At 44.0% G+C, this 17,014-nt stretch carries 18 protein-coding genes; 11 read left to right on the forward strand and 7 right to left on the reverse strand.

Features of this window, described 5'->3' with window-relative positions:
• Positions 1 to 335: 335 nt before the first annotated feature.
• The gene (locus JNK13_06460) at positions 336 to 677 is read right to left on the reverse strand and encodes a hypothetical protein (protein MBL7662376.1); all 342 of its coding nucleotides are present in this window, start codon (positions 675 to 677) and stop codon (positions 336 to 338) included.
• A gap of 1 nt (position 678) precedes the next feature.
• Between JNK13_06460 and JNK13_06465 the strand changes: the two genes are divergently transcribed.
• The 10 genes from JNK13_06465 to JNK13_06510 all read left to right on the forward strand — a co-directional run bounded on the left by JNK13_06465 (position 679) and on the right by JNK13_06510 (position 9,307).
• Positions 679 to 957: a hypothetical protein gene (locus JNK13_06465; GenBank protein ID MBL7662377.1), complete on the forward strand. Its 279-nt coding sequence runs from the start codon at positions 679 to 681 to the stop codon at positions 955 to 957.
• 689 nt (positions 958 to 1,646) lie between these two features.
• Entirely contained in the window at positions 1,647 to 1,865 is a 219-nt protein-coding gene (locus JNK13_06470) for a CopG family transcriptional regulator (GenBank protein ID MBL7662378.1), read from the forward strand.
• Positions 1,862 to 2,260 carry a putative toxin-antitoxin system toxin component, PIN family gene (locus tag JNK13_06475; GenBank protein MBL7662379.1) on the forward strand — a complete coding sequence of 133 codons (399 nt, stop codon included), beginning with the start codon at positions 1,862 to 1,864 and terminating at the stop codon, positions 2,258 to 2,260. The genes JNK13_06470 and JNK13_06475 overlap by 4 nt, the downstream gene beginning before the upstream one ends.
• 161 nt (positions 2,261 to 2,421) lie before the next feature.
• Complete coding sequence (locus JNK13_06480) at positions 2,422 to 3,576, forward strand: homogentisate 1,2-dioxygenase (protein ID MBL7662380.1); 1,155 nt, start codon at positions 2,422 to 2,424, stop codon at positions 3,574 to 3,576.
• 78 nt (positions 3,577 to 3,654) lie between these two features.
• A complete protein-coding gene (gene hppD / locus JNK13_06485; protein MBL7662381.1) occupies positions 3,655 to 4,770 on the forward strand; it encodes a 4-hydroxyphenylpyruvate dioxygenase in 1,116 nt (371 codons plus the stop codon).
• A gap of 21 nt (positions 4,771 to 4,791) precedes the next feature.
• A complete protein-coding gene (locus JNK13_06490; protein ID MBL7662382.1) occupies positions 4,792 to 5,799 on the forward strand; it encodes a fumarylacetoacetate hydrolase family protein in 1,008 nt (335 codons plus the stop codon).
• Between the two features lie 32 nt (positions 5,800 to 5,831).
• Positions 5,832 to 6,791 (forward strand): hypothetical protein, encoded by a 960-nt coding sequence (locus JNK13_06495; protein ID MBL7662383.1) that lies wholly within the window; start codon positions 5,832 to 5,834, stop codon positions 6,789 to 6,791.
• A complete protein-coding gene (locus JNK13_06500; protein ID MBL7662384.1) occupies positions 6,791 to 7,963 on the forward strand; it encodes a methyltransferase domain-containing protein in 1,173 nt (390 codons plus the stop codon). Before JNK13_06495 ends, JNK13_06500 begins: the two co-directional genes overlap by 1 nt.
• 212 nt (positions 7,964 to 8,175) lie before the next feature.
• Complete coding sequence (locus tag JNK13_06505; protein ID MBL7662385.1) at positions 8,176 to 8,601, forward strand: hypothetical protein; 426 nt, start codon at positions 8,176 to 8,178, stop codon at positions 8,599 to 8,601.
• Positions 8,602 to 8,761: 160 nt separating this feature from the next.
• The gene (locus JNK13_06510) at positions 8,762 to 9,307 is read left to right on the forward strand and encodes a hypothetical protein (protein ID MBL7662386.1); all 546 of its coding nucleotides are present in this window, start codon (positions 8,762 to 8,764) and stop codon (positions 9,305 to 9,307) included.
• A 10-nt stretch (positions 9,308 to 9,317) separates the two neighbouring features.
• Here JNK13_06510 and JNK13_06515 read toward each other — a convergent pair whose 3' ends face one another.
• The 6 genes from JNK13_06515 to JNK13_06540 all read right to left on the reverse strand — a co-directional run bounded on the left by JNK13_06515 (position 9,318) and on the right by JNK13_06540 (position 15,013).
• Positions 9,318 to 9,803 (reverse strand): FixH family protein, encoded by a 486-nt coding sequence (locus JNK13_06515; protein ID MBL7662387.1) that lies wholly within the window; start codon positions 9,801 to 9,803, stop codon positions 9,318 to 9,320.
• Positions 9,796 to 11,223, reverse strand: coding sequence for a cytochrome c oxidase accessory protein CcoG (gene ccoG / locus JNK13_06520; protein MBL7662388.1), 1,428 nt, complete (start codon positions 11,221 to 11,223; stop codon positions 9,796 to 9,798). The genes JNK13_06515 and ccoG overlap by 8 nt, the downstream gene beginning before the upstream one ends.
• Before the next feature lie 4 nt (positions 11,224 to 11,227).
• Positions 11,228 to 11,791: a c-type cytochrome gene (locus JNK13_06525; protein ID MBL7662389.1), complete on the reverse strand. Its 564-nt coding sequence runs from the start codon at positions 11,789 to 11,791 to the stop codon at positions 11,228 to 11,230.
• Positions 11,788 to 11,958: a cbb3-type cytochrome c oxidase subunit 3 gene (locus JNK13_06530; protein MBL7662390.1), complete on the reverse strand. Its 171-nt coding sequence runs from the start codon at positions 11,956 to 11,958 to the stop codon at positions 11,788 to 11,790. Before JNK13_06530 ends, JNK13_06525 begins: the two co-directional genes overlap by 4 nt.
• Positions 11,959 to 11,960: 2 nt before the next feature.
• Positions 11,961 to 14,120 carry a cytochrome-c oxidase, cbb3-type subunit I gene (ccoN, locus tag JNK13_06535; GenBank protein MBL7662391.1) on the reverse strand — a complete coding sequence of 720 codons (2,160 nt, stop codon included), beginning with the start codon at positions 14,118 to 14,120 and terminating at the stop codon, positions 11,961 to 11,963.
• Between the two features lie 149 nt (positions 14,121 to 14,269).
• Positions 14,270 to 15,013 (reverse strand): sulfite exporter TauE/SafE family protein, encoded by a 744-nt coding sequence (locus JNK13_06540; protein ID MBL7662392.1) that lies wholly within the window; start codon positions 15,011 to 15,013, stop codon positions 14,270 to 14,272.
• Positions 15,014 to 15,068: 55 nt separating this feature from the next.
• Here JNK13_06540 and JNK13_06545 point away from each other — a divergent pair.
• Positions 15,069 to 17,014, forward strand: a 1,946-nt coding sequence (locus JNK13_06545) for a heavy metal translocating P-type ATPase (GenBank protein ID MBL7662393.1), incomplete at its 3' end; no start/stop codon positions are given.

Here is a 17,014-nt window from a genome sequence, read left to right on the forward strand (position 1 = left end):
GTTGTTGTCACGTTGCTTTCATGCGTAAATAAGACTAAGCATGTCGATATAGAGAAAGATCAAGTATTGACAGCACGTTTGGACCCAGTTTCGGATTTAGAAGTAGAAGAATATATTCGAAAGTGGAAAAATGGAGACAAAACAGGCGCTAGATGGATCACGGAGTATTACTTTAAAGTCTTAAATGACAGAATAAAATGTTACGAATGGCTTATAGAGTGCTCGAATAAAGCTGTAAAATCTTGTCAAGAAAAACTGAAGGCAGAATTTCCAAAAGAATATATTAATTGGCGAAAAGAATATTTAAATACTAACTAACTCAAATCTCAAAAATCTCAAATTTCAAAAATTTCAAATTGGTACGGGAGTACTTTCCCAAGCAAATGAGCAAAATCGCAAGCAGCAATAAAACTAAAATATTTAGGACTGCACGCAACAAATAGATGAATCTGGACGATAATGTAGTTGGAGGTGTAATCTCGAAGCTTGGGCAGGGCCGTGGAAAGTAACCCCGTACCAAAAGTTAATTGTGTTACTCCCGTTGGAGATTGCTTGCAAAAAATTAACATAGACGTATCGGGAACTGTCTTGCCGACGACTTTCTTAGAAAAACTTCTTAAGAGTGATAAAGTTGCATCTGGCGAATTAGTGACTAAAGCTGCTAAGTAAAATATCATTATGGAAAAACTCATCCATAAGAATGAAATAAAATATAATTCTATTTACAAAATATTGATTTCAATATTTATACTCCTTGTCGCATACTATTTATATTTTGGTTACTTTGCTTTTTTACGGCAGTATCCATTTAAAGATATGGATTGGAATAGCAACGGATTTATATCGCCAAATGAGTATATTGCTGCCTCTGAAATTGGAGTGCGTGCTACAAGTCAAAATTGCAAAGAATATTTTTCTACAAAGGATGGTTTGCCAATAAAAACAGTTTGCGATTAGCTGGATCGAGAGGGAATCCCCCAACTACTAATTGGCGCTAGTTAGGTTCAGAAATAAAGAGCAACGCTGCGCCTAACTAACTGGTAACTAACTGGTGCTATCCTCTTTTGTAACTTATTGAAATTAATGGCAGTTGATAACTGGTACAGGGTTTTGAACTTTTGGTACAGGGTTACTTTCCTAAGCAAAAGCGCATAATCCCAAGCAGCGGCAAAGCCATAAATATTTCTAATCGCACGCAACAAATAGATGAAACTGGACGATAATGTAGTTGGAAGTGTAATCTTAAACTCTGAAAAGAGAGCTAGAAAGTAGTCCCGCACCCACGGCCATTAAGTTAAGGGAAACGCATAACCCACCGTCATTCAGAGCCCTTCGGCCCACTCAGGATAAACTCCACGAAGTGTAGTCGAGAAAGCGTTCGACCGAGCTCACGCCGAGGTCTCCAAATTCTTCAAGAAATACACTTGGAGATCTCTCCACTTCGCCCTGAGTAAACTCAGGACTTCGGTCGAGATGACGGCCTTATAATCCTTAACTTAATGGCCGTGACCCCGTACCAAAAATCACTCCATACCATACGTTAAACCCCGTACTAGAAGTTAAAAAAGTTAAATTAGAAGTTAAGCGCGAAACCCGTCAAATTAAGACTTGACGCAGCTAGATCTATGTAATGCAATGTATTACATATGAATTCGACAATTACTCTAAGAATCCCCAAAGCTATGAAAGATGAACTGGAAGCAGTCAGCAAAGAGCAAGGCATAGCTTCAAGCGACATTGTCAGGGAGTCACTTAGACGCTTACTTAACGTCTATAAATTTAAGACATTGCGCAGTAAAATCCTTCCCTATGCTGAACGTAAGGGTATTTTCTCCGATGAAGATGTCCTCAACTATCCTTCATGAAGGTTATTCTTGATGTAAACGTTATTGTTGCTGCATTTGCCGCACGCGGTCTTTGCTCCGAGATTTTTGCGGTAGTAATTAGTAATCATGATTTAATTATCTCTACTCAGTTGCTTGCTGAAATTAAACGCACGTTAGAAAAGAAAGTGGGTTTAAAAAATCCAATGCTCGGGGATGTGCTCTCATATTTATCAGATGTTTCTCACATCCTTACACCGCAACCGCTTGAAGCTAAAGCTTGCAGAGATAAAAGCGATTTGCATGTTTTAGGTTTAGCGCTAGTGGCAAAAGCCAATCTGATCGTTGCGGGAGATAAAGATTTGTTGGTGCTTAAGAAATTTAAACAGACTAAAATCCTAAATCCACGCGAATTTTGGACCATCGCGGGGCGCTAGTTAGCGTCGCAGAGTCTTCATTCTAGTACTTTTTCGACACCAGGAACTCCTTGAATTACTAGCGAGGTTTGCGGTTAGAGTTATTATCCATGAGGTAGGACAAGATTTGCATCAGAGCTGATTTTATAGTGTAGTATTACCTCCTGACGGAGGTAATTTTTATGCCATTTTATCATTCACTTGGCTCAATTCCGCATAAGCGACACACGCAATTTCGTAAAACCGACGGATCCCTTTACCGCGAAGAATTAATGGGCACCCGCGGATTTTCTGGCATCCAATCGATTCTCTATCATCATTGGAATCCAACTAGCATTAAGCAGGCAAAAATTCTCTCGAAGCAGCCAGTTGAGCTTGCTGAAAATGAGAACCTCGAACCACGCCACATTCGAACTGTCGATTTTAAAACTACAGGGGATCCGATTACTTCGCGGGAATGGCTACTCGTCAATAGCCAAACTAAACTCGGACTAGCTACTCCAACAGAGTCCATGAAATATTTTTATAAAAATGGTGCCGCCGATGAACTACTTTTCGTGCACTACGGTTCTGGAAAATTATATTCGCAATTCGGCAACCTGGAATTTCGCCCCGGGGACTATATCGTCATTCCCGTTGGCACGACTTATCAACTTGAATGCGCTCCTGGAACAAGATTTCTAGTGCTCGAATCAGAGGGAAGCATCGAAGTCCCCCGCCGCTACCGCAATGAATATGGGCAGTTTCTCGAACACGCTCCATTTTGCGAAAGAGATATTCGCATTCCTACGGAACTGACACCCCATGCTGAGACAGGTGAGTTTGAAGTACGCGTGCGCATCGGGGACACTCTAAATCAATTAATTCAACTGCCCCACCCATTTGATGTTGTTGGTTGGGACGGATACCTCTATCCCTGGATTTTCAACATTAATGACTTCGAGCCAATTGTCGGACGTATTCACCAACCCCCTCCAGTTCATCAAACATTCTACTCGAGCGGCTTTGTCGTCTGTTCATTCTGCCCGAGACTTTACGACTTCCATCCTCAAGCAATCCCAGTGCCGTATAATCACTCCAATGTTAACAGCGATGAAGTGCTTTATTATGTTGATGGTGAATTCATGAGTCGTAAAGGAATCGATGTGGGATCGTTTACGCATCACCCAGCCGGCATCCCGCATGGACCGCACCCAGGGTCAGTAGAGCAATCGCTGGGTAAGCAATCAACTGCTGAATTAGCAGTAATGGTTGATACCTATGCGCCTCTCCACTTTACGAAGAAGGGACTAGAACTGTGTGACCGCAGCTATGTCACAAGTTGGTTGGATAAATAATTAAAATTCTTAGGATCAGTAAATATGAGCCATATTGCCAGACCAGTAATGGTAAAGCCTATCATTCAGGGTACTACGATGTCTTCTGCCAGTGGAGATCCCCTGGGGATTGAAGGTTATGATTACATCGAAATCTATTGTGATTCCGCACGGCAAACTGCGTATTATCTAACGCACGGATTTGGTTTTGTGCCAGTTGCTTATCGCGGTCCTGAAACTGATACAAAAGATGCAGTGAGTATCCTGCTCAAGCAGGGAGAGGCGTATTTGATCATTACTTCTCCACTGCGCAGCACGAGCCCGCTTTGTGAGTTTGTGCATAAGCATAGCGTTACTGCACGCGATGTTGCCTTCACTGTCGCAAACTGTGAAGCCTTTTATTATGAGGCAATCAAGCGTGGTGCTACCAGTGTTCAAGCTCCAACTGAGTACAGCGACCAAGGTGGTACAGTGCGCCGTGCTTCAATCCGCACTTATGGCGATGTGATTCACTCTTGCGTTGAACGTAAAGGCTATCAGGGGCACTTCTTTCCTGGCTTTGTTCCTTACAAAGACATTTTCCATGATCGCGTTGACTGGCGTGAAGTAGGATTTAAACGGATCGATCACGTAGTTGGCAATGTCGAACTTGGCCAGATGAATACTTGGGTCAAGTTTTATGAAGATATTTTAGGCTTTTCTCAAATGATCCATTTCTCCGACAAGGATATTTCGACCGAATACTCGGCTTTAATGTCTAAGGTAATGACTGGAGGGCAGGGTAAGGTGAAAATGCCAATTAACGAACCTGCTGAGGGCCGCAGAAAGTCTCAAATTGAAGAGTACCTGGAATTTCATAATGGTCCCGGAGTCCAGCACATCGCATTTTTGACCGATGACATCATTGCAACCGTTAGAGCATTGCACCAGCGTGGGGTATATTTCTTGCGCGTGCCTAAATCCTATTATGACGAAGTGCCGCAGCGAGTTGGCACGATTAAGGAAGATCTCAAAACAATCGAAACTTTAGGCGTGCTCGTTGACCGTGATGATGATGGTTATTTGTTGCAACTCTTTACTAAGCCTCTGCAAGACCGTCCGACCTTATTTTTTGAAATTATTCAACGTGAGGGTTCAAGCGGTTTCGGCAAGGGCAATTTTAAAGCCTTGTTCGAAGCAATTGAACGCGAGCAAGCCGACCGCGGAAATTTATAAGATCAGATTAAGTAAAACAGTATGATTTTAGCATCAATTAAAGTTCCAAATTCAAGTTCTCCGACAGATCGCCTCGACGGTGAGCTTGTGCTTGTGCACCCCGATCACCAAACTGTGGCACGCCTCCCGCGAGAGCGTTTTCCGAACTTGCGTCAAACGATTGAAGTCTGGGATCATGCTGAAGTTGAGTTGCGTGAAATTGATTCAATCTTTAGATCGGGCAATTGGAAGGAGACCACAGCTACAGCAAGAGTAAGCTTTATGGCGCCATTGTCGCGCACTTGGGCCTTACTCGATGGTAGTGCGTTTATTCAACACGTGATTTTAGTGCGCAAAGCCCGCGGGGCTGAACCACCGGAAGATCTTTTTACGATTCCGCTAATGTATCAGGGCGCAAGTGAGCATTTGCTTGGTCCAACCGATGATTTTCCGCTAGCTGATGAGAAATATGGTTTAGATTTTGAATCGGAATTTTGCTTGATTACTGATGAAGTCCCGATTGGCACAATTGCCGCGAATGCGGCTCAGCATGTGAAATTAATCCTGCTCATGAATGACTGGAGCATGCGTAATTTAATTCCACGTGAATTGGCCACAGGCTTCGGCTTTTTCCATGGCAAGCCTGTTTCATCATTTTCACCTTTTGCGCTGACTCCAGATGAGCTTGGCGATTCCTGGCAGGAGGGTAGAGTACACTTGCCGATTCGCACGACTTTAAATGGTAAACTTGTCGGAGAGCCAAATGCCGCAGAGATGCACTTCTCATTTTATGATTTAATTGCGCACGCTGCTAAAACGCGGGCACTCAGTCCAGGGACAATTATTGGCAGCGGCACGGTTTCTAATCAAGACGAGTCTAAGGGGATATCGTGTCTGGCTGAAAAGCGTACATTAGAAACAATTCACCACGGCGCTCCGCAAACGCCCTTCTTGAAGGCTGGGGATCGTGTTGAAATTGAGGTCCTTAAAGCTGGTAAAAGTCTTTTTGGAAAAATGTCGCAGCAGGTCGTGCAGGCGCGCGACTATTGAGACCATCGGTAAGGCGAAAAGCCAGTTAGCGAATGAATGATGAAATATTAAAAGTTTGCCTCGAAAGTCTTTTTGACCATGCTGGAACTTTTCCACCAGCTGCGAAGGAGTTTGATCAAGCTCTCAAAGATGCTGGGTCTTTCAGCCGCACTTTAAGACGCCCATATTTAGTAGCCACGGATTTTGTTACCGAAGTTAGTAACTTGGGGCGCATCGTTACGGCTAATCTGCAGAATTATGGATTTAGTGCCGGAGCGGAATGCCGCGTTTGCGTGCTTGGTTCGACGCTTGGCGCAGCTACTACCAACCACAACTTAAGTGCGGAAATTGAAGCGATCAAAGCATTCTATGCAGTTGGTTCAGATAGCGTTCGACGCATGGCTTATGCTTATGAGTGCAAAATCGAAAATCAGCTACTCAGCGATCAAGATGCACTATTAACTTTAATTAACGATTTATCAAATCAATTTCCCTGTCCTAAATTCACTGTTGCCCTCGAGCCAAACCTCGCAACTGCAGCTTGGCAAAGTGATTTACGCTTAGCTGTAGAAATTCTAGCAGCAGTCAAACCAACGCAGAATCGAGCTCGCGTTGCTTTAAAGCTCCGGGGAAATGGCCCCCAGGCGATTACAAACGAAATTTTTGCTGAGGCACTAATGCAAGCCGTTCCACTTCGTCTACCACTTAAGGCAACTGGCGGATTGCATCATCCATTAATTGAAACAGAGCGCTATCAAAATAGCTTTGGATTCTTAAACCTGACCTTAGCTTTAATTGTCTGTGGACTAGACCGGCAAGTCAGTAAAATGGAGTTGCTGCAAATTCTTGAAAATACTGATCCCGGCTTTTTTGATTTTACAACTACACTGAAAGTCGGAAGCAAAGTGTTTGATCTAGAAGCGGTTAAAAACTTTCGTCGTAATTATAGCTTTACAATTGGTAGCTGTAGCTTAGTTGAACCCGATAGCGATCTAACGCGGCTATATTATTAATGACAGCGCTCAAAGATTGTCAGCATTTCAGTTCCGGAGAGTGTCGCTCTTGTGGGCTGTTAAATTTGAGCTATGCTAAGCAGTTGAAGGTGAAGCAAGAGCAAACTCTTCAAGCCTTAGCGCCGTTTATCAATAACGATACAGAGATTGAGTCAATTTGCGGCGCCGAGCCTGCAATGGCTTCACGGCTGAAGACAAAACTTGCAGTTTCGGGGACTGTGGAAAATCCGATTCTTGGTTACCCGCAGAGCTCGGGAGAAGTCATCGACATTAAGCACTGCCCAATCGTTGACATCGAACTTAATCGATTAGCTACGCAGCTACGTGAATTAATTACCGCTGAAAAGCTTGAGCCTTATCAGATTCATAGCCGTAGCGGAGAGCTTAAATATATTATTCTAAAAAAATCTTATTTTTATCCGCAAGTGATGTTGCGCTTTGTTTTACGGTCGAAAGAATTAGTTCGTCGGATTCGGGATATTTTACCAGAGCTAAGAAATCTTATGCGCGATCGAGGGAGAGAGATCCAAACTATTTCTGTGAATATTCAGCCACTGCCAGCAGCGATCGTCGAAGGCAGCGAAGAAATCATGCTTACCGAGGAAGTGTATCTGGAAGATCGTTTAGCTCAAACCGAGCTATTATTTTCGCCGCAGTCTTTCTCGCAAGTTACGCCACAAATTGCAGAGAAATTATATCTAAAGGCAAGCCAGAAGCTAAGAGCCGTGAACTCAAGCTCAGTGCTAGATTTATTTTGCGGAGTTGGCGCTTTTGGCTTAGTTGCTTTGCGACATAATCCACAACTCAAGCAGGTGACAGCAGTTGAATCTACAGCGACAGCTGTGATGGCCGCGAACCTGGCTGCGAATAAAAATGCACTTACAAATTATCGTGCAGAGCAGATTGTGGTAGAGGATTTCGCGGAACTGAAAAGTCATCGCCATCACGATACTTTGATCGTTAATCCTCCACGCAAGGGTCTAGGGGAGAAAATCGCTCAGTTTGTAATCGGCCAGAAACCAAAGCATTTGCTGTATTCAAGTTGCAGTTTAAGCACTTTAGCTAAAGATTTAGCGTGCTTAAGCCCTGAGTATAAACTTAATTCAGTGGCAGTCTTTGATATGTTTCCAATGACTGAGCACTTTGAAGTGCTAGTGCAGCTCGAGCACTAGAAAAGCGGCGGATTTTCCTGTATAGAGAATTCCTCAATTATTTCTTTGGTAGAAGTTAAATCCAGCTTTTTATAGTTTTTGAAACTCCAAAAAGCTGTGACTAGGATTTTTTGGTTTATACTCTGACTTCTTAATTTGTGGTCGTCTTTGGAATGCGCATAATTGATATTCCAGAGACGACCGGGATAGGTTGTCTGGAGAAAATTATGAGGATGGATACTCAAGAATTCGTTGCTGGCGTGATGGCACAGCAACACGTTAGCCGTTACATAACTTACGATCAAAGGGTGGCTAAAGCTGCTCAAGTGAGAAGTGAGGACTATGGCGATACGGAAAAGGCACACCGAGATGCACTTGCCGAACAGATTCGCTCGTTGGTTGGTGAAGGAGTAACTTACCAGCACAAGCGAGCTCATCATGGAGATTACGTGACCGAGATGGTTTTTCAAGGCCACAGAGTGACAGTTCGCTGTTCGGGAGCAATTGCAGGCAGTCCAAGATGGTGGTACGTAACTTGGGTTGGACGCACTTTCGATGGTAAGCCCACCCCCTGCACTTCTTCGACTGTTGACAGGTGGAGGGCGATCCGTCAGATCTTGGGAAAACTCGGAGTGACAATTAAAGCGGCTTCTGCCTGACGCCACGACTGTCTAAAGAATGGCTGTAGCTCGGAGAGGTTTTCCTTTTGGTTATCTACTCTTAGTCGCAGCACTTCTTTCATGCTTCTGGAGCATCTCGACAAATTCCTCTTTACTAAGTATTTTTCCCTAAATCTTAACCAGTTGCTGAGGAGCATTTATGAAAAAAATCCTACTTATTTCGCTTGTCATGTTATTTGCTTGTAAACATCAAGCAGTGGTTCCGCAAGAAGAGCACCCCATGCCTGTACAAGTTAGCTCTAAGCAGTTTGATCAACTAAAAACACTCGCTGGAACATGGGAAGGCGCGCATCGGACAGCTAAAGGCAATGAGCCTGCGAAAGTTGAATATCAAATTACCTCAGGTGGTAGCGCAATCGTCGAAAAACTTTTCCCAGGAACACCCCATGAAATGGTCTCGATTTACACTCCAACAAAAACGCAAAACGGATCAACGGTTTTAATGACACACTATTGTATGCAGGGAAATCAGCCGCGGCTGGAGTTAACTAAGGCCGACACCAAGTCAATGCATTTCAGTTTCGTAGAAGGCACAAATATTACTTCTGACAAAGACATGCATATGCATGCACTTAAAATCACATTCAAAGATCAAAATAACTTCACTCAAGAGTGGACTTCGTTTAAAGACGGCAAAGCAATGAAGCCAGAAGTTTTTACTTATTCGCGGATCGGTAATAATTAATGGGTCGAGCTTAAAGCACAACTTGCTTACGAATTAATGCCTTGCCGCTTGGTAGAGTTAGTCTAATTTCAATTAGCCATAAACCTGGAGCAGTTGTTTGTGGCAAGGCGTAATGGCCTGGACGGCTTGGAAGTTCTTCGAGTGTTTTCTCAAAATCCATGCTTGAATTTGCTGGGCGAGTTGCACGTAAAATAATTTGCCCTGCTGCATAGGCTTGAGTTTGAGCTTGTCTGAGGATCAGGACTTTTTCTCGATCATTTGTGACAATTTCGAGATCTAAGCCGATTTCTTTTGCACGCTGCCCTTGATCAATCACTGTTTGATATGATTGGCTGCGCTCGTAGGCACGATCTTCAATCGGAGTGTCTGCAGTATTTTTGGCCAGAGTAAAAAGGGCAATGTTTAGCATAACCGTCGTAGCCAGTACGGCAAACACAAAAATTGGCCAAATATAGTAGCCTTGCGGTCTTATGGGCAACGCTTCTTGCTTATTCATTGTTGGCTTCACTCTCTTCCTCTTCAAGATCACGACTTTCTTTCTCCGGACCTAGCAAAGTAATTTCCTGAGTTCCTACAAAGTTGTAGTCATCGACAAGTTTAATCGTAATACGCTTTGCTCCAGCTTCAAGTAAGTCCGGGGAGAAGTTGAAAAAAACAGGAACAATCAAATCTTTGCCGCCAGCTACTTTAATGGGATTTAAAGGCGTGATAAAACTCACGGCATTTTGTGCTACAATTGAAAGTGTGAAGCTTCGCTCAGTCTCGCTTTTGTTCGAAATATGAAGATTCATCTTATTTGAGATCTGGTTACTACTTAGTCGTAAAAAGACATCGTCAGTTTTTCCACGCATGAGTTGAAATTCACTAAGTTCACGCGTCGAAAAGAAATAGGTAAAAGTCGAAAAATACAGCGCCAGAATTGAGCCATAGAGCATTACCCGTGGGCGAATAAAGTGCGTCCGACTTCCCGCTAAGCCGTGCTCTGTATCGTAGCGAATTAGTTTAAGTGGTCGGCCAATTTTGGCCATGATTGAATCACAAGCATCAGCGCAAGCTGCACACTGCACGCATTCAAGTTGTAGGCCGTTACGGATATCAATACCTGTAGGACAAACCCGCACACACAAGCCGCAATCAATACAGTCACCTTTTGTTTGTTGCCCTTCTTTCTCCAGCTTTCCTCGAGGCTCGCCACGATTCCGATCGTAGCCGACTAATAATGAATCAGAGTCGAGTAAGACTGACTGAAACCGTGCATAGGGGCAAAGCACAGTACAAAACTGCTCCCTAAACCAACCAAACTGAAAGAGAATTACGCCCATCATCAAAAGAGTTACTAGGAACATGTCTAGATTTTCAAGTGGCGAACCAGTAATCATATGCAGTAAGCGATCTTTTCCGAGGAAGTAAGCAAGAAATGTGCTCGCGATGCACCAAGCAATTATAGAAAAGACCAAGTACTTTGCGGATTTTTTCAAAAATTTTTCTACGGTCAGGTGGCTCTGGTCGAGCTTCTTGCGTTTTTGCGGAGAACCTTCGATCAGTGTTTCGATTGGTCGAAATACGAATTCGACAAAGACAGTTTCTGGACATGCCCAGCCACACCAAATTCTTCCAAATAATGCAGTGAAGAAGAATAAGGAAAAGGCGAGTGCGCCGAGCACTAAAAAAAGATAGCGCATATCTGTTGCCCAAAAAGTGCTCCCAAAGAAAACAAATTTGCGATTAAAAATATCAAGGAAAACAGCTTGACTGTTGCCCACTGTAATCCAAGGCATACTCAGATAAACCGTAAGCAGTATGTATGCTACAAGCGTGCGGCGCCGATAAAAAAAGCCACGAATGATCTCGGCATAGACCCACTTGCGGCTGCCATCTTTTGTTACAGTATATAGGGTCTCTCGATAATCTGACATTTATTTATTGTAGCAGATCTCCCTGCGGTGCTTTGGGATTTGCAGGATTTGTCCCCTGGAGAGTCCAAACATATGCGGCAATTAGATCGATATCGCTATTCGGCAATACTCCTTTCCAGGCAAGCATTCCTTTATCGAGCACACCAGTCTCAATTACATTTCGAATCTCAGTTAACTTTCCGCCGTGGATCCAATAGGGGTCCGTCAAATTTGGACCAACCAAGCCTTCGCCATTTTGGCCGTGACAGGCTGCGCAGCGCAATGCATAGATCTCTTTACCTTTTGCTTTTGTCTGTTCTGAGCCGGCAAGTTTGACAAGGCCATTTTCGTCTAATGATCCAGCCTGCTGCGTAGCAGCATTTTTGGCTTGAACCTGTTCGAGCTCGCGCATTGCGCTTTGTAATTGGTCTGCTGTGGTATTACCTGGTAGTAGATGGTACCACGCTACGTAAGCAACGCTCCAAAGCATTGTGAAGTAAAACAAATATAGCCACCAACGCGGTAGGTCGTTATCAAATTCTTCAATCCCATCATAGTTACTGTCGAGTAATTTATCTTGCTCTTTCATAATTTAGAGTCCTCGTCGTTTAGTGGAAGTCTTGCTTCGTTTTCATAGCGTTCACGCGCAATTGGCCGATAAACCCTGTAAATCAGACCAATAAACATGAGCATGAATACTAGACTGGATAGTTGTGCCCAGAGCGTGCTTTCAGCTGCATTAATTAGGAAGCGCATAATTACTTCTGTTGTCCTTTGATGTCTGTGCCTAAACGTTGCAGATATGCAATCATCGCAACGATTTCCTTACTTTTAAAACCTGGATCTAAATTTGCCCCTTGGCTTTGGAGTTCGGCAGTAATTTTTTCAGCTTGCTGATTAAGGTTGATAACTGCTTGAGCGATTTGCTCATCGGTGTAAGGAACGCCAAGCTTTTTCATGATCTTTAGCTTATTCTGTGTTAGCGCTGTATCGAGCTCATAGCTATAAAACCAAGGATAAGCGGGCATGATTGATCCTGGGCTTGTCGAGCGTGGGTCAAGCATGTGGCGATAATGCCAGAAGTGATTGTATTTGCCGCCAATCCGATGCAGATCGGGACCTGTGCGCTTCGAGCCAAACTGGAATGGATGATCGTAAACAAATTCTCCAGACTTAGAATACTCACCATAACGCACTACTTCTTCGCGAAAGGGACGAATCATCTGGCTATGACAAGTATAACAGCCTTCGCGGATGTAGAGATCTCGTCCCTCAAGCTCTAATGGAGTGTAAGGTTTTACCGAGCTAATTGTCGGTACGTTACTAGCGATTGCGATCATCGGTACAATTTCTACGATTCCACCGATGAGCACTGAGACTAAGACAAGTGAGCTAAAGAGTAGGGGTTTACCTTCTAGTGTATAGTAGTGCCAGCTGCGGCCAGGTAAGCTCGCGCTAGAATGTGATGCCACTAAAGGATATGCCTGTGCTTGCTGGTCACTTAAATCTACGTTTGAGGCTTTTGCTTTGATAAAAGTTTTGAAAAAATTAACCAGAGAGAGAGTTGTTCCAGTCAAATATAGGGCACCGCCAAGTGCGCGAATCCAATAGAATGGAATTAACTTTGTTACTGTTTCAACAAAGTCCGGGTATTTTAATGTTCCATCAAGGTTAAAACCACGCCACATTAAACCTTGAGTAATCCCGGCGACCCAGAGTGAAGTCATGTATAAAACAATCCCAATTGTTCCGAGCCAAAAATGCCAGGCCATGAGCTTTTTACTATAGACTTCTGTTTTCCATAGTTTGGGGATTAAATAATAAATCATTCCAAAGGCAATAAAGCCGTTCCACCCGAGTGCACCGCCATGAGCATGCCCAATTGTCCAGTCTGTGTAATGTGAAAGCGCATTTACAGCGCGAATTGACATCATCGGGCCTTCAAATGTGGACATGCCGTAGAAGGTAATACCGACAACGAAAAACTTAAGGATTTCATCCGTGCGCACGCGATCCCAGGCTCCACGCATGGTCAGAAGTCCATTGATCATTCCGCCCCAGGATGGCGCAAGTAGCATTACAGAAAAAACCATTCCTGTGGTTTGTGCCCATTCAGGCAGTGAAGTATTTAATAAGTGATGTGGCCCTGCCCAAATATATAAAAATACTAGTGACCAAAAGTGCACAATTGACAGACGATAAGAATAAATTGGCCGGCCAATAGCCTTAGGCACAAAATAATACATCAGTCCCAGAAATGGTGTGGTCAAGAAAAAGGCTACAGCATTATGGCCATACCACCATTGCACGAGCGCATCTTGAATTCCAGCAAAAACAGGGTAACTCTTAAATAGTGAAACAGGTAATGCTAGCGAATTGACGATATGCAGCATGGCAACTGTCAGTACAGTGGCAATGTAGAACCAAATTGCCACGTAAATATGCTCTTCGCGTCGCTTAATAATCGTTCCGAAAAGGTTAATTGCAAAGACAACCCAGATCAGCGTAATTGCAATGTCGATTGGCCATTCGAGCTCGGCGTACTCTTTGGAAACAGTGATGCCGAAAGGCAGTGTGAGTGCTGCAGAGACAATAATTGCTTGCCAACCCCAAAAGTGAATTTTACTTAAAGTGTCGTTAAACATGCGTGCTTTGCAGAGGCGCTGAGTTGAATAATAAATCCCGGCAAAAATTGTATTTCCAGCAAAAGCAAAAATTACTGCATTTGTATGCAGTGGTCTAAGGCGACCAAAAGTTATCCAGGGTAAGCCTAAGTTGACTTGCCAATGCGCAAGTTCAAGCGCAATCAGCAGACCCACAAGCATTCCGACAAAGCCCCAAATTAGCGTTGCGATTACAAACTTGCGGACAATTTCATCGTCGTAATAAAAAGTTTCAAGTTTCGAATTTTGGCTCATAAGCATCTCTCTTCTCTAGTTCTTGATGACTTTCTAGACGAAGAATTTGAAACTGTATAGCGCGAAGAAATTGCATTTAGGCAGTAATCTTGAATCTTTTTTTATAGATTACCCAGTGTATGAAACTAACTACTGAGAATGCTTAGTAACTAGCGACATTGAATCTGTTCTGGACTTAAATTCCTGATCCCGATGTGCCTAGCATGTGTTTGAGTATTAAAGTGACTAAATAACGAAAAAGTACCAGCAAGAATTATTAGCAGTGCCGTTAAGCGTGGTTGTGAAATTTTTAGTGATGAGGTCAACAGGTTCAAAATTGTAGTTACTGATGTCATCACCGGGAGTGTCCCCAACCAGAATAAAGTCATCACGGCAATTCCATTTACTGTCGACCCACTTGCAACGGCAATTGCAACAAAAGAATAAAGCCAGCCACAGGGCAATAAAGTTGTGGCAAGTCCAATCAATAGAGCCCGAAAAGAGGCAGGAAATCGGGCCATTTTGTGCATGATTAGAGCAATCGCTTGCTTGAAAGGGAAGCCAATCGCCGGTGAAATTCTTAGCTTTAGGAAAAGCGTTTCGATGCTGCGCTCTGTATAGAAAGTAAATAAACCGAGCGTAACTAATAGAATGCCAACTACGAGTGCACTCATTTGAGCGATGCCCTCAAGCATCGCTAGATCGTTTAACTTTGAGCCAAAAAAGCCTGCAACTGAACCAAGTATGATGTAAGTAATTAACCTGCCAAGGTTATATCCGAAGATGATCGCAGCGCGCGGCTGCTGAGCATGGGCAGCAAGTCCAGCAAATCCTCCACACATACCAGCGCAATGTAAGCTACCAAGTAAGCTTGCGGTCAAAATTGCGATAGCGCTGAAAGAGTTGTTGAGCACATACGCTCTCTAGCTTATTTTTGTCTCACTGTATAGACTGTTGAACAAGCAGCTTATGAACGAGCAAATTATTACCACCGTAACTGATCGAGCTTTATGCTTACACTGTGGCTTGCCGATCATGGATGTCGATCGGAAGACTGACCGAGCCACATTTTGCTGCATCGGATGTGAAACAGTTTATCAAACCCTTGAGCAATTGGGTTTAATGGATTTTTATAAGTATCGTGGTGATACGAGCGGTCGCCGAATAGCAAACGATCGGAGCTCAAGCCAGTATGACATGCTCGATCGCAAAGAAATTAGTGAAAATTTTACCACCGTAGTAGAAGGGGAGTTGCGACGCGCAAGTTTCGATCTAGCGGGGATTCATTGCGCAGGCTGTGTGTGGTTATTGGAAGCGCTACCTAAAATTTTACCTGCAGTAAAAAACTCTCGCGTTAATTTTGGGCTTGGCAAATTAGACCTGATCTATGACGCAGCGCAAGTGTCGCTTTCTAGAATTGCAAAAGAAATATCCAAGCTCGGATATGAAGTGAAGTTTAGTACAGGACTTGCTAAGTTTGGACTATCTCAGTCACAGGGCAAACACGCTGAACTTTTACGACTTGGTATCGCTGCAGTTTGTGCTGGGAATACGATGATGTTTGCCGTAAGTCTTTGGCAAGGAATTGCGACAGGGATCGAATCGCAATACGGAAATCTATTTCGTTGGGTAAGCTTACTAGTTAGCATACCTGCAGTCTTTTATGCAGGCTTTCCCTTCTACCGTAACGCCTGGAATGCTTTACGCTTGGGGCGCTTCCATATTGATTTGCCGCTCTCGATTGCAATGCTTGGAGCCTTTACTGCAAGTGTTGTGAATACATGGGCAGGGCGCGCAAACGTTTATTTTGATTCAGTCTGCGCGCTGATTTTTTTGCTACTTGTAGGTCGATTTCTCCAGCAACGCGCGCTCGACCGTGCGCGATCGCATACAGAATCAGCTTGGAGTTTGTTCCCCGCGCAAGCATATGAATGCAGAGCTACTGAAATTCACGAGATACCGCTGCAACTTGTGCAAGTCGGAAATTTGTACGAAGTGCTGCCCGGGACGCGGGTTCCTGTAGATGGAATCATCGAGGTCGGAAATTCAGATTTAGATACTTCAATTCTCACAGGTGAGTCACAGGCGCAGCCTGTGACCGTAAATGACCTTGTCTTTGCCGGGTCACTTTGCCTTGATGGCCGGATTAGAATCCGCGCAATTTCAACTGCGATCGATAGTCGTGTTGGAAAAATTCTAACTGAATTGAAATCTGAGAATTCTTCTCGACCACAGCTACTTAATCTCACTGACCGTGCAAGTAGTTATTTTGTCGGCGGCGTTCTTTTACTTGGAATCTTTACCTTTATTTACTGGGCTCAATTCGATTTCTGGAGTGCGCTAGATAATACCGTCGCCTTACTTGTGGTGAGCTGCCCATGTGCTTTGGGGATTGCTGCTCCGCTGGCATTTACGCGTGCTGCAGGGATGGCCTCGCAACATGGAATGCTCTTAAAATCTGAAGAGGCCTTGGAGCGGATCGCAAACATCCGCACAGTTTGCTTTGATAAGACTGGAACACTCACGACCGGGGCACCGCTAGTTGAAGAATTTAATCTAATTGATCAAAGCTGCACGGCGACTGAGTTGTTAGCAATCGTTAGTGCTTTGACGAATTATCATCTGGCACACCCAGTGAGTCGCGCTCTCTATGATTATGCTAAGACGCATTCGAGCGCTAAGCAGCAGATCGGAAACTTTAGAGCGATTCCTTCTGCGGGGATTGAGGGGCAGGATCAGTGCGGACGGGAGTGGCGTATTGGTTCCTTAAATTGGCATCAGCAAATCGCTGGGTTTAATGCGGGGCGACAATTTGCTGATTTACGTCTACAATCGCCAATTATCCTCTCACGTGACGGAGAGCTAATCGCCTACTTTTTACTTGCCGATACAATTAAAGCTGAGGCTAGCGAGCT

The organism is bacterium (assembly GCA_016786595.1).
Classification (GTDB): Bacteria; Bdellovibrionota_C; UBA2361; order SZUA-149; family JAEUWB01; genus JAEUWB01.

What these genes read in the sequence shown, in the direction of transcription:
- JNK13_06460 (MBL7662376.1), bottom strand. Translation starts at nt 677, where the DNA reads ATGATATTTTACTTAGCAGCTTTAGTCACTAATTCGCCAGATGCAACT.
- JNK13_06465 (MBL7662377.1), top strand. Translation starts at nt 679, where the DNA reads ATGGAAAAACTCATCCATAAGAATGAAATAAAATATAATTCTATTTAC.
- JNK13_06470 (MBL7662378.1), top strand. Translation starts at nt 1,647, where the DNA reads ATGAATTCGACAATTACTCTAAGAATCCCCAAAGCTATGAAAGATGAA.
- JNK13_06475 (MBL7662379.1), top strand. Translation starts at nt 1,862, where the DNA reads ATGAAGGTTATTCTTGATGTAAACGTTATTGTTGCTGCATTTGCCGCA.
- JNK13_06480 (MBL7662380.1), top strand. Translation starts at nt 2,422, where the DNA reads ATGCCATTTTATCATTCACTTGGCTCAATTCCGCATAAGCGACACACG.
- hppD (MBL7662381.1), top strand. Translation starts at nt 3,655, where the DNA reads ATGTCTTCTGCCAGTGGAGATCCCCTGGGGATTGAAGGTTATGATTAC.
- JNK13_06490 (MBL7662382.1), top strand. Translation starts at nt 4,792, where the DNA reads ATGATTTTAGCATCAATTAAAGTTCCAAATTCAAGTTCTCCGACAGAT.
- JNK13_06495 (MBL7662383.1), top strand. Translation starts at nt 5,832, where the DNA reads ATGAATGATGAAATATTAAAAGTTTGCCTCGAAAGTCTTTTTGACCAT.
- JNK13_06500 (MBL7662384.1), top strand. Translation starts at nt 6,791, where the DNA reads ATGACAGCGCTCAAAGATTGTCAGCATTTCAGTTCCGGAGAGTGTCGC.
- JNK13_06505 (MBL7662385.1), top strand. Translation starts at nt 8,176, where the DNA reads ATGGATACTCAAGAATTCGTTGCTGGCGTGATGGCACAGCAACACGTT.
- JNK13_06510 (MBL7662386.1), top strand. Translation starts at nt 8,762, where the DNA reads ATGAAAAAAATCCTACTTATTTCGCTTGTCATGTTATTTGCTTGTAAA.
- JNK13_06515 (MBL7662387.1), bottom strand. Translation starts at nt 9,803, where the DNA reads ATGAATAAGCAAGAAGCGTTGCCCATAAGACCGCAAGGCTACTATATT.
- ccoG (MBL7662388.1), bottom strand. Translation starts at nt 11,223, where the DNA reads ATGTCAGATTATCGAGAGACCCTATATACTGTAACAAAAGATGGCAGC.
- JNK13_06525 (MBL7662389.1), bottom strand. Translation starts at nt 11,791, where the DNA reads ATGAAAGAGCAAGATAAATTACTCGACAGTAACTATGATGGGATTGAA.
- JNK13_06530 (MBL7662390.1), bottom strand. Translation starts at nt 11,958, where the DNA reads ATGCGCTTCCTAATTAATGCAGCTGAAAGCACGCTCTGGGCACAACTA.
- ccoN (MBL7662391.1), bottom strand. Translation starts at nt 14,120, where the DNA reads ATGAGCCAAAATTCGAAACTTGAAACTTTTTATTACGACGATGAAATT.